We start from the raw sequence: 11959 nt of genomic DNA, 5'->3' as shown, positions 1-11959 counted from the left end.
AGCCCCACTGTGCTCACCCCCTCCGTGTCCGACTCCGCCGCCTGGCAGCACGCGGCCAGGCGCCTGCTGGCCAAGATGCTCGCCGAGTTCGCGTACGAGGAGGTGATCGTCCCCGAACCGGAGCCCGCCGAGGGCCCGACCGCGTACCGGCTACGGCTCAGCCCGGACGTGACCTACCGCTTCCGCGCCCGGCGCGGCGCGTACGGCAGTTGGTACGTGGACGCGGACAGCGTCACGCCGACCGGTGACCCGCTGCACTTCCTGCTGCACGGCCACGAGAGCGTGCTCGGCCTGAGCGGCGACACCACAGGGCACCTGATCCAGGAACTCCTCGCGACGCTCCGCGCCGACGTGCGGCTCGACAGCACCGCGCTGACGGCGGCCGAACTCGCCGACCTGGACTACGCCGACCTCGAAGGCCACCAGACCGGCCACCCCTGGCTGGTCGCCAACAAGGGACGTATCGGCTTCTCCGCCGCCGACGCCGCCCGCTGGGCACCCGAGGCGCGCAAGCCGGGGCGCCTGCCCTGGATCGCCGTACACCGCGACCTCGCCCAATACCGCGGTATCTCCACGCTCGCCACCCCCGATCTCCTCTACGCCGAAGAACTCACCCCCGGCACCCTCGACACCTTCCGGCACACCATCGCCGACCGGAACCGCGACCCCGCCGACTACCTGCTGCTGCCCGTCCACCCCTGGCAGTGGGACCAGGTGATCGCGCCGCTCTTCGCCCCCGCGATCAGCGACGGATCCATCCTCCACCTCACCACTGACAACGACCTGCGGCTGCCCCAGCAGTCGATCCGCACCTTCCTCAACACCAGCCGCCCGCACCGGCGCACCGTCAAGCTCCCGCTGTCCGTCCTCAACACCCTGGTCTGGCGCGGCCTGCCGACCGAACGCACGCTGGCCGCCCCGGCCGTCACCGCCTGGGTGCGGGGACTGCGGGACGCCGACCCCTTCCTGCGGGACGAGACGCGGGTGATCCTGCTCGGCGAGGTCGCCTCCGTCACCGTCGAACACCCGCAGTACGACCGGCTGCCCACCGTCCCGTACCAGTACCGCGAACTGCTCGGCTGCATCTGGCGCGAGCCGCTGGCCGCCCATCTGGAACCGGGAGAACACGCCCGTACCCTCGCCGCGCTGCTGCACACCGACCCGAACGGGCGATCTTTCACCGCCGAACTCGTCGACCGGTCCGGTCTCGCGCCCCGCGTATGGCTGCGCCACCTCTTCGCGGCGCTGCTACCGCCCCTCCTGCGTTTTCTCTACCAATACGGCACGGTTTTCTCCCCGCACGGCGAGAACACCATCGTGGTCTACGACGAGCACGACATCCCGGTACGCCTCGCGGTGAAGGACTTCGTCGACGACATCAACGTTTCCGCGGACCCACTGCCGGAACACGACGGCATGCCGGACGACGTACGCCAGGTGCTGCTCACCGAACGGCCCGAATTCCTCACCCAGTTCATCCACGCGGGCCTCTTCATCGGGGTCCTGCGCTATCTCGCGCCCCTGTGCGAGGCACAACTGGACGTGCCCGAAGCCGAATTCTGGACCCTGGTGCGGGACGAGATCATCCGGCACCAGGAGCGCTTTCCCGAACTCAAGGAACGTTTCGCCGCCTTCGACCTCCTTACGCCCCGCATCGACCGGCTCTGCCTCAACCGCAATCGGCTGCACCTCGACGGTTACCGCGACCGGGCGCAGCGCCCGCACGCCGCCGTGCACGGCACGGTCGCCAACCCCCTCCACCTTCCCCGTCCCTGAGGCGCGCCGCGGCCGAGCCGATACGATCCGAGCACGGGGACCCGGTACGGAATCCCGTACGGAACGCGTACGGGAATCACCGCGGAAAGGTGGGGGCGGCCATGCGGGAGGCAACTGGCGCCGAACCCTGCCCGGAGTGCGGTACGGGCACGCGGCCGGGACAACTGCTCTGCCAGGGCTGCTTCGTGCCCTTCTCGCTGATGGCCGCGGACCGCGCCGCGCAGACCCCGCCGCAGGGAGCCGCCCCCGAGGCATCCCCGGAACCGACCGCGCTGCTGCCGAGCGCCCACGGCGCCGACTCCGAACACACCCGAGTGATCAACGTGATCCCCGGAGCGCTGCCCCGACCCCTGGAGACACGCAGGGACGCACCGCCGCGGGCGCTGCGACTGCGGTTCCCCAGCGGCGAGATCGTCGCGGTGGAGCCGGCCAACTCGATCCGGCTCGGCCGCGACCCGAAGCACTGCCCCGCCGTGCCCTTCCTCGCCGCGCACGACAATCTGTCCCGTATCCACGCCATGATCGGCGTCGAGCCCGACGGCTCCGCCTGGATCTCCGACGAGAGCTCCACGAACGGCACCTTCGTCCACGGCTACCGGCTCGCGCCCGGCGAGCGGGCACCCGTACGCCCCGGCGACACCCTCCGGCTCGCCGCCGACGTCACCGTCCGCGTACTGCTCTGACCTCCGCGTAGGCGGCGATGCAACGGGCCAGCGGGTGCTCGGGGCCCAGCGCCTGCGCGGCGTCGGCCGACAGCTCCTCGAAGCGGCGGACGACGGCGGTCGTGCCGTTCAGACCCTCCAGGGCCCGCGCACGGCCGAAAAGCGCCGCAAATGGTGCGGCCTCGTTTTCCGCACCCTGGCGCGCGATGTGCTGGAGCGCCTGCCAGTAGCGCTCGTCCGCGTCGGTGAACCGGTCCGCGGCGAGCAGCCCCTCGGCGTCCTCCAGCAGCGCCCACAGCACATGGCCGGCGCTCCGGTCCAGCACCGTGGGACTGCGCCGTACGGGAGCGGGCCGCATCAGCGCGCGCAGCCGCTCGGCCACCTCCCCGGCGTCGGCCGGCCGGTCGTCCGGCTTCTTGGCGAGCATCCGGTGCACCAGGCGCGCGAGTCCGGCGGGCACCTCGGGGCGCCGCCGCTCGATGGGCTCCGGCGCCTCGTGGACGTGCATGTACGCGTATCCCACGGATGTCCCGGCCGAGAAGGGCGGTCCCTCGGCGAGCATCGCGTACAGCACACAGCCGAGCGAATAGAGGTCGGACCGCGCGGTCACCTCGGCGCCGCGCGCCTGCTCGGGCGAGAAGTACGGCGGCGAGCCCATGACCGCCCGCGGATCGGTGTACCGCGTGGCGCTGTCGTCGCGGTGCGCCACCAGGCCGAAGTCGCAGATCTTGACGACGCCGTCCGGGAGAAGCATCAGATTCTCCGGCTTGATGTCCCGGTGGACGAGCCCGCGCTCATGCGCGTGCCGCAGCCCGGCGCTGATCTGCGCGCCATAGGCGATGACATCGGCCACCGGCAGTCCGCCGCGGTCCAGCAGCACTTGGCGGAAGTCCGCGCCGCGCAGCAATTCCATGACGATGAACGGCCTGCCCCGGTGCTCGCCCGCGTCATGGACGGTGGCCACATTGGGATGGCTCAGCGCGGCGGCGGCCATCGCCTCCCTGCGGAACCGACCCTGGCGCTCGTCACGCTCGCCGTCGCCCCAATCGGCGCGCAGCGTCAGCACCTTCACCGCGACACGCCGCCCCAGACTCCGGTCGAGAGCCGCGTAGACCTGCCCGTACCCGCCGCCGCCCAGCGACTCCTCCAGGAGGTACCGGTCGCTGAGGACCGTACCGATCCCGATCTCCCCCGACACGTCGTCCTCGTCCCCGCTCGTTCGCCGTCGCGGCCCGGTTCACCCGGGCTCCTGCCCCGGCGGCCACGGTACGGCCATCATGGTGGGACCCGCCGCGTCCGCGCTCACCCGCGGTCCGACGGTACCGTCCGCCGGGTCCTCCTCGAAGACGAACTGACGGCCGCTGGGCAGCAGTTCCAGCCGTTCGTGCAGGACGACGGAATCCCCCTGGCGCAGATGCCACAGCGCGCCGTGCGGCAGCGGCACCAACTCGTCACCAGTGGGGCGGCGGCGCCGCACCCAGGTGCCGTTCGCACTGCGCTCGTCCACCACGCTCAGCCCTGTGCCGTCGTAACTGACCATCACATGAGTACGGCTCACCGACTCGACCTCGGTGTCGTCGATCCAGGCGCCGAGGACGACACCGCCGTCGGCGGGCGCCCGGCCGACCGCGAGCGGCTCGCCCGCCGTCACCATGAAGCGGCCCCGCACCGTCCCGTCCATGACCACCTTCACCTGCGCGCGGGACGGACGGGGACCCGCGTCCGCCAGGGGCAGCCCGTGCGTCGGGCAGAGAACCTGGGATTTCCGGCGGCGGGGGAGCGCGGTGCTCCTCGGCCGGTCGGCGGCGCCGAACAGCGGGCAGTCGGCCTCGGGACAACGCCAGTCACGGCCGAGGACCGCCCGGTGCGCCGACCGGTCCCAGCGCCGGTACACGCCCGCCTCCAGGAGCAGCCCTTCCTCCTCCTTGCGGGAGACCTGCCACTCGGGAGGCACCGGCATGATCCGCGGCCGTACGCCGATCACGCCGTCCGGCTGGAGGAAGGGCCGCAGGAAACGATCCCGGTTGCCGGGAATCCACGGATAGGCGCGGTGGAAGTCCAGGAAATTGTCCGCGCTGACCACCCGCAGCTCCAGCGCGTCGGCCAGCTCCAGGATGCGGTCGTCGGCCCTCGGCAGGACCTCCAGCAGCCCTTCGAGATACCAGCGGTCCAGACTCTGCCGCTCCTCGGGCGTCAGACGGCCGTCGGTCAGCAGGGAACGGTCGGTGATCGCGTACACCTGGACGGCGGGATCGCGGGTGAATTCCGCCAGCGCGTCCAGCAGACCCGACAACCGGGCCAGATCCGCCGCCCGTTCCCCGCCGAGCGCCGGTTCACGCACCACATTCGCGACGTCGATCACATATTCCGCGGCGGAGGCATCCAGAGTCAGGCGGCGCTCGAACGGCATGTGTCCAGAAGCTATCACCGCCCGACTTGAACGGTCCGCCGAACGATCCGCGGCACCCGGCGCGGACGGCGATGTCAGTGCGGCCCTCTAGGCTTGCCTCCCTATGACTGCCACGCCCCCACCCGCGCTCACCGACCTGCTGCACGCCGCCGTCACCGCCGTCGGAGGTGTCGAGCGGGCCGGTCAGGTCACCATGGCCCAAGCCGTCGAGGCCGCCGTGGACGACCAGTCCCATCTGCTCGTCCAGGCCGGTACCGGCACCGGAAAATCGCTCGGCTATCTGGTGCCCGCGCTCGCCCACGGCGAGCGCGTGGTGGTGGCCACCGCCACCCTCGCGCTCCAGCGCCAGCTCGTCGAGCGCGACCTGCCGCGCACCGTCGACGCCCTGAAGCCGCTGCTGCGCCGTGAGCCGCAGTACGCGATGCTCAAGGGCCGATCCAACTACCTGTGCCTGCACCGCCTGCACGAGGGCGTGCCGCAGGACGAGGAGGACGGTCTCTTCGACCCCTTCGAGGCCGCCGCGCCGACCAGCAAGCTCGGCCAGGACCTGCTGCGGCTGCGCGACTGGGCCGACGAGACCGAGACCGGCGACCGGGACGGCCTCACCCCCGGCGTCTCCGACCGCGCCTGGAGCCAGGTGTCGGTCACCTCGCGCGAGTGTCTGGGCGCCACCAAGTGCGCCTACGGCGCCGAGTGCTTCGCCGAGGCCGCCCGTGAGCGCGCCAAACTGGCCGACGTGGTGGTCACCAACCACGCGCTGCTGGCGATCGACGCCATCGAGGGCGCCCCGGTGCTGCCGGGCCACGAGGTCCTGATCATCGACGAGGCGCACGAACTGGTCTCCCGCGTCACCGGGGTCGCCACCGGCGAGCTGTCCCCGGGCGCCGTCAACCGCGCGGTCAAGCGGGCGTCCCGGCTGGTCAACGAGAAGTCCGCGGACGCGCTGCTCACCGCCGCCGAGGGCTTCGAGCGCGTGATGGAGCTGGCCCTGCCGGGACGCCTGGAGGAGATCCCCGAGGATCTGGGGTACTTCCTCGCGGCGCTGCGCGACGCCTGCCGCCAGGTCATCACCGCCATCGGCGACACCCGCGACAAGTCCGTGCAGGACGAGGACGCGGTCCGCAAGCAGGCGCTCGCCGCGGTGGAGCACATCCACGGGGTCAGCGAGCGGCTGGTGCTCGGCTCCGAATTCGACGTGGTGTGGTGCGAGCGGCACGACCGGTACGGGGCCTCGCTGCGGGTCGCCCCCCTGAGCGTGTCCGGGCTGCTGCGCGAGAAGCTCTTCACCGAGCGCTCGGTGGTGCTCACCTCCGCCACCCTCAAGCTGGGCGGCGACTTCAACGGGGTGGCCGCCTCGCTCGGCCTGGCCCCCGAGGGGACCGAGGGCGAGGACGTCCCGCAGTGGAAGGGCATCGACGTCGGCTCGCCCTTCGACTACCGCAAGCAGGGCATCCTCTACGTCGCCAGGCACCTCAACCAGCCGGGCAGGGACAGCAACCGCGAGGACATGCTCGACGAACTCGCCGAGCTGATCGAGGCGGCCGGCGGCCGTACCCTCGGGCTGTTCTCGTCCATGCGCGGCGCCCAGGCCGCCGCGGAGGCCATGCGGGGCCGCCTGGACCACCCGGTGCTGCTCCAGGGCGAGGAGACGCTCGGTGAGCTGATCCGTACGTTCTCGCAGGACGCCAAGACGTGTCTGTTCGGGACGCTCTCGCTGTGGCAGGGCGTCGATGTGCCGGGTGTGAACTGCCAGTTGGTGGTGATGGACCGGATCCCGTTCCCGCGGCCGGACGACCCGCTGATGAGCGCCCGGCAGAAGTCGGTCGAGGAGCACGGCGGTAACGGCTTCATGGCCGTGGCCGCCACCCACGCGGCCCTGTTGATGGCACAGGGCGCGGGACGGCTGATCCGGGCGATGGGCGACCGCGGCGTGGTCGCCGTACTCGATCCACGGCTGGCCAACGCCCGCTACGGCAGCTTCCTGCGGTCCTCCATGCCCGACCTCTGGTACACGACCGACCGCAATCAGGTCCGGCGTTCTCTGGCGGCGATCGACGCGGCGGCGACGGCGGCGGTCGTCGGCTGACAGGGCAGGGACGGGACGGGGACAGGGCCGACCGGAGCGGGGCTTCAGGCTGGCGGCTGACAGGGGAGTCGTACGGCTCAGTCGACAGGAGGACGGCCGCTCAGCGGGCATGGCGGGGCCCCGGAACCGGCGCAGAGGTCCCGGGGCCCGTTCGTTGGGGTCGGTCAGACCCGGCGGAGCACCGCCACCACCTTGCCGAGGATCGTCGCCTCGTCGCCGGGGATGGGCTGGTACGCCGCATTGTGCGGAAGCAGCCACACGTGGCCGTTGTCCCGCTTGAAGCGCTTCACCGTGGCTTCGCCGTCCAGCATCGCGGCGACGATGTCCCCGTTCTCCGCGACGGGCTGACGGCGTACCGTCACCCAGTCGCCGTCACAGATCGCCGCCTCGATCATCGAGTCGCCGACCACCTTGAGCACGAACAGCTCGCCGTCGCCGACCAGTTGGCGGGGGAGCGGGAAGACGTCCTCGACCGACTCCTCGGCGAGGATCGGGCCGCCCGCCGCGATCCGGCCGACGAGCGGCACATACGAGGCGGAGGGCTTGCCCGCCGTGTCGGTGGGCTGCGGGTGGCCGCCGTCGGAGCCGCGGACCTCGTACGCGCGGGGACGGTGCGGGTCGCGGCGCAGGAAGCCCTTGCGCTCCAGGGCCATGAGCTGGTGGGCCACCGAGGACGTGCTGGACAGGCCGACGGCCTGGCCGATCTCGCGCATGGACGGCGGATATCCGCGACGCTGCACGGAGTCCCTGATGACCTCGATGACGCGGCGCTGCCGCTCGGTGAGCCCGGAGCTGTCGGCACGAATACCGGGGGGCCGCCCGGGGAGCGATCGTGCGGGCTTCGGGCTGTTGTCTTCGCCTGTCACGTCCAACGGGCCGATCCGATCCTGGGAGCGGTCATGGGCGGTCAATGTGGCGCTGTCTGCGGTGGTGGTCACGGCGGCCCCTTTTCGATGTTCTCCCACCGCATGGACTGCGGCCGGCCCGCTTCGCAGTCGCGGGCAGTTAGTACAACGGTAGTGGGTTTCGAAAGGTTGCGCCAAACACACGTTCGAGTGAATCTGCGTAAATCCGCTGACGTGATCAAGGTATCGGGTGTACTGGTCGAATGGAAGTTCGATTATCCACGGCCTGCCGAGTGTCCCGGGGGCTCCGTGCGGCTCAGTCTGCCACCCGTGCCCCGGCGGCGGGCCGTCACGACACTTCCCCTAGGCTCACCTCCGGCCGCAAGCGCGACACGCGGAGCGACGGTGTTTGCCCGCTGCCCCCAGATCTAGTGGTTGTATGTGCACCAGCCACCACCCGTAGTGGTTTCGCGGGGGGCCGGCGGCCCCAAACTCCGCGGGATCGCCTATGCTTGGGACTGCTTCGAGGGGCCGGCAAGGCTCCCCGAAGGCCATTTTGTCGTGCGCTCACCGCGGGTGAGGAAGGGAGCCGGGAACCATGCACTGCCCCTTCTGCAAGCACCCCGACAGCCGCGTCGTCGACAGCCGCACCACCGATGACGGCACCTCGATCCGCCGCCGTCGGCAGTGCCCGGACTGCGGTCGCCGTTTCACCACGGTCGAGACCGCGTCACTGATGGTCATCAAGCGCAGCGGAGTGACCGAGCCCTTCAGCCGCAGCAAGGTGATCGCGGGCGTGCGCAAGGCATGTCAGGGCCGCCCCGTCACCGAGGACGCCCTCGCCCAGCTCGGGCAGCGCGTCGAGGAGGCGGTCAGGGCCACGGGCAGCGCCGAGCTGTCGACCCACGACGTGGGACTGGCCATACTCGGTCCGCTTCAGGACCTCGACCTGGTCGCGTTTCTGCGCTTCGCCTCGGTCTACCGGGCGTTCGACTCGCTCGAGGACTTCGAGACGGCCATCACGGAGCTGCGCGAGCAGTTGCCACCCACCACTCCCGGCGGGCTCGACGAGGACCTCGGAGTCCCCGCGCCCGCAGTCGCCGCCGACTGAGCGGAACGGCGGGGACCCACAGATTTGCCGGAGCGCCAGGTGCGCCGAGGCGGCAGACATCACCGTGTTGCGGGAAGATCCGCGCACATTAGGGCGTTTTCGCCCGTATAGGGAGGCGGAATGACAGAGACGACGAGCGGCCCGGCACGCGGTTCCCGTACCAAGGGATCCAAGGCGAGCAAGGGTCTGCGCATCGAGCGCATCCACACCACCCCCGGCGTGCATCCGTACGACGAAGTGGTCTGGGAGCACCGTGACGTCGTCATGACCAACTGGCGCGACGGCTCGATCAACTTCGAGCAGCGTGGCGTCGAGTTCCCCGACTCCTGGTCGGTGAACGCGGTCAACATCGTCACCAGCAAGTACTTCCGCGGCGCGGTGGGCAGCCCCAAGCGCGAGAAGAGCCTGAAGCAGCTCATCGACCGAGTGGTGCTCACCTACCGCAAGGCGGGCGAGGACCACGGATACTTCGCCTCCCCCGCGGACGCCGAGATCTTCGAGCACGAGCTGACCTACGCGCTGCTGCACCAGGTGTTCAGCTTCAACTCCCCGGTGTGGTTCAACGTCGGCACCGCTCAGCCCCAGCAGGTCTCCGCCTGCTTCATCCTGTCCGTCGACGACTCCATGGAGTCGATTCTCGACTGGTACAAGGAAGAGGGCATGATCTTCAAGGGCGGTTCCGGCGCCGGCCTGAACCTCTCCCGGATCCGCTCCTCCAAGGAGCTGCTCTCCTCCGGCGGCAACGCCTCGGGACCGGTCTCCTTCATGCGCGGCGCGGACGCCTCCGCGGGCACCATCAAGTCAGGCGGCGCCACCCGCCGCGCCGCCAAGATGGTCGTCCTGGACGTCGATCACCCCGACGTCGAGGCGTTCATCGAGACCAAGGTCAAGGAAGAAGAGAAGATCCGCGCCCTGCGCGACGCGGGCTTCGACATGGACCTGGGCGGCGACGACATCACGTCGGTGCAGTACCAGAACGCCAACAACTCCGTCCGTGTGAACGACGAGTTCATGAAGGCGTACGAGTCCGGCTCGAAGTTCGGGCTGCGCGCCCGGATGACCGGTGAGGTCATCGAGGAGGTCGACGCCAAGGCGCTCTTCCGCAAGCTCGCCGAGGCCGCGTGGGCCTGCGCCGACCCGGGCATCCAGTACGACGACACGATCAACCGCTGGCACACCTCGCCGGAGACGGGCCGGATCACCGCCTCGAACCCGTGCAGCGAGTACATGCACCTCGACAACTCGAGCTGCAACCTCGCCTCGCTCAACCTCATGAAGTTCCTGCGCGACGACGGCAAGGGCAACCAGTCCTTCGACGCCGAGAGCTTCGCCAAGGTCGTCGAGCTGGTCATCACCGCGATGGACATCTCCATCTGCTTCGCCGACTTCCCGACCCAGAAGATCGGCGAGACCACCCGAGCCTTCCGCCAGCTCGGCATCGGCTACGCCAACCTCGGCGCGCTGCTGATGGCGACCGGCCACGCGTACGACTCCGACGGCGGTCGCGGCCTCGCCGGTGCCATCACTTCGCTGATGACCGGCACTTCCTACAAGCGCTCCGCCGAACTGGCCTCGGTCGTCGGCGCGTACGAGGGCTACGCCCGCAACGCGGACGCCCACAAGCGCGTCATGAAGCAGCACTCCGACGCCAATGGCGCCGCCACCCGCGTGGACGACCTGGACACCCCCGTCTGGGCCGCCGCCACCGAGGCCTGGCAGGACGTCGTCCGGCTGGGCGAGAAGAACGGTTTCCGTAACGCGCAGGCGTCGGTGCTCGCGCCGACCGGCACCATCGGCCTGATGATGGACTGCGACACCACGGGCGTCGAGCCGGACCTGGCCCTGGTCAAGTTCAAGAAGCTCGTCGGCGGCGGCTCGATGCAGATCGTCAACAACACGGTGCCCGCGGCCCTCAAGCGGCTCGGATACCAGGCCGAGCAGGTCGAGGCGATCGTCGCCCACATCGCCGAGCAGGGCAATGTGATCGACGCCCCCGGTCTGAAGCCCGAGCACTACTCGGTCTTCGACTGCGCCATGGGTGAGCGCGCGATCTCCGCCATGGGTCACGTACGGATGATGGCCGCCGCCCAGCCGTTCCTGTCGGGCGCGATCTCCAAGACGGTCAACCTGCCGGAGACGGCGACCGTCGAAGAGGTCGAGGAGGTCTACTTCGAGGGCTGGAAGCTCGGCCTGAAGGCGCTCGCGATCTACCGCGACAACTGCAAGGTCGGCCAGCCCCTCTCGGCCAAGAAGAAGGACGAGAAGCCGGCCGAGGCCGCCGCCGAGGCGCCCGCCGCAGTCGAGAAGGTCGTCGAGTACCGTCCGGTCCGCAAGCGCCTGCCCAAGGGCCGTCCCGGCATCACCACGTCCTTCACGGTCGGCGGCGCCGAGGGCTACATGACGGCGAACTCCTACCCGGACGACGGCCTCGGCGAGGTCTTCCTCAAGATGTCCAAGCAGGGCTCCACCCTCGCGGGCATGATGGACGCCTTCTCCATCGCCGTCTCGGTGGGCATGCAGTACGGCGTCCCGCTGGAGACCTACGTCTCGAAGTTCACCAACATGCGCTTCGAGCCCGCCGGTCTCACCGACGACCCGGACGTACGGATGGCGCAGTCGATCGTCGACTACATCTTCCGCCGCCTGGCGCTGGACTTCCTGCCCTTCGAGACCCGCTCCGCGCTGGGCATCCACTCCGCGCCCGAGCGGCAGCGCCACCTGGACACCGGCTCCTACGAGGCCGCCGAGGAAGAGGTCGACGTCGAGGGCCTGGCGCAGTCCGCGCCGCGCGAGGTCCGCGAGGCAGAACCCCGTAAGCCGCTGGCCGTGGCCAAGCCCGAAGCGGGTGCGGCGGCGGTACCGGCGCCCAAGGAAGCGCACAACTCAACGGAACTGCTGGAGATCCAGCTCGGCCTCAACGCCGACGCGCCGCTGTGCTTCTCCTGCGGCACCAAGATGCGCCGCGCGGGGAGCTGCTACCTGTGCGAGGGCTGCGGATCGACGAGCGGTTGTAGCTGACATCCGGGCGCGGCCCGTTTGTTGAACTGACTGGTCAGGGCGGTGGCACCG

8 protein-coding genes are annotated in these 11959 nt (G+C 70.3%); 5 read left to right on the top strand and 3 right to left on the bottom strand.

The window, feature by feature from the left end; translation table 11 throughout:
- Window positions 1-9 precede the first annotated feature (9 nt).
- Window positions 10-1776 carry an IucA/IucC family protein gene (locus tag ACIOC1_RS30960; protein WP_401857256.1) on the top strand — a complete coding sequence of 589 codons (1767 nt, stop codon included), beginning with the start codon at window positions 10-12 and terminating at the stop codon, window positions 1774-1776.
- A gap of 101 nt (window positions 1777-1877) precedes the next feature.
- Window positions 1878-2459, top strand: coding sequence for an FHA domain-containing protein (locus ACIOC1_RS30955; RefSeq protein ID WP_401857254.1), 582 nt, complete (start codon window positions 1878-1880; stop codon window positions 2457-2459).
- On the opposite strand, the gene ACIOC1_RS30950 is transcribed toward ACIOC1_RS30955, so the two are convergent.
- Together ACIOC1_RS30950 and ACIOC1_RS30945 are read right to left on the bottom strand one after the other, a co-directional pair.
- On the bottom strand, window positions 2437-3636 hold the full coding sequence (locus tag ACIOC1_RS30950) for a serine/threonine-protein kinase (RefSeq protein WP_401857252.1): 1200 nt from the start codon (window positions 3634-3636) through the stop codon (window positions 2437-2439). The two genes, ACIOC1_RS30955 and ACIOC1_RS30950, sit on opposite strands and share 23 nt — an antisense overlap.
- Window positions 3637-3675: 39 nt before the next feature.
- A complete protein-coding gene (locus tag ACIOC1_RS30945) occupies window positions 3676-4848 on the bottom strand; it encodes an FHA domain-containing protein (RefSeq protein WP_401857250.1) in 1173 nt (390 codons plus the stop codon).
- A 103-nt stretch (window positions 4849-4951) separates the two neighbouring features.
- Here ACIOC1_RS30945 and ACIOC1_RS30940 point away from each other — a divergent pair, with 103 nt between their 5' ends.
- On the top strand, window positions 4952-6934 hold the full coding sequence (locus ACIOC1_RS30940) for an ATP-dependent DNA helicase (protein WP_401857248.1): 1983 nt from the start codon (window positions 4952-4954) through the stop codon (window positions 6932-6934).
- Between the two features lie 164 nt (window positions 6935-7098).
- Here ACIOC1_RS30940 and lexA read toward each other — a convergent pair whose 3' ends face one another.
- Complete coding sequence (lexA, locus tag ACIOC1_RS30935) at window positions 7099-7872, bottom strand: transcriptional repressor LexA (RefSeq protein ID WP_355338227.1); 774 nt, start codon at window positions 7870-7872, stop codon at window positions 7099-7101.
- Between the two features lie 505 nt (window positions 7873-8377).
- Between lexA and nrdR the strand changes: the two genes are divergently transcribed.
- Both nrdR and ACIOC1_RS30925 read left to right on the top strand, forming a co-directional pair.
- Window positions 8378-8890 (top strand): transcriptional regulator NrdR, encoded by a 513-nt coding sequence (nrdR, locus tag ACIOC1_RS30930; protein ID WP_391052211.1) that lies wholly within the window; start codon window positions 8378-8380, stop codon window positions 8888-8890.
- Window positions 8891-9010: 120 nt separating this feature from the next.
- On the top strand, window positions 9011-11908 hold the full coding sequence (locus ACIOC1_RS30925) for a vitamin B12-dependent ribonucleotide reductase (protein ID WP_355338233.1): 2898 nt from the start codon (window positions 9011-9013) through the stop codon (window positions 11906-11908).
- The last annotated feature ends 51 nt before the right edge of the window (window positions 11909-11959 follow it).

Origin of the sequence: Streptomyces sp. NPDC088197 (assembly GCF_044741185.1) — a bacterium.
Taxonomy (GTDB): Bacteria; Actinomycetota; Actinomycetes; order Streptomycetales; family Streptomycetaceae; genus Actinacidiphila.
The sequence above is the reverse complement of the archived record's forward strand: the minus strand, read 5'-3'. Positions and strand labels throughout refer to the sequence as shown.

Bases quoted from the DNA above. Each gene is read 5' to 3' on its own strand.
- ACIOC1_RS30955 (WP_401857254.1), top strand. From the start codon at position 1,878: ATGCGGGAGGCAACTGGCGCCGAACCCTGCCCGGAGTGCGGTACGGGC.
- ACIOC1_RS30945 (WP_401857250.1), bottom strand. From the start codon at position 4,848: ATGCCGTTCGAGCGCCGCCTGACTCTGGATGCCTCCGCCGCGGAATAT.
- ACIOC1_RS30940 (WP_401857248.1), top strand. From the start codon at position 4,952: ATGACTGCCACGCCCCCACCCGCGCTCACCGACCTGCTGCACGCCGCC.
- nrdR (WP_391052211.1), top strand. From the start codon at position 8,378: ATGCACTGCCCCTTCTGCAAGCACCCCGACAGCCGCGTCGTCGACAGC.
- ACIOC1_RS30925 (WP_355338233.1), top strand. From the start codon at position 9,011: ATGACAGAGACGACGAGCGGCCCGGCACGCGGTTCCCGTACCAAGGGA.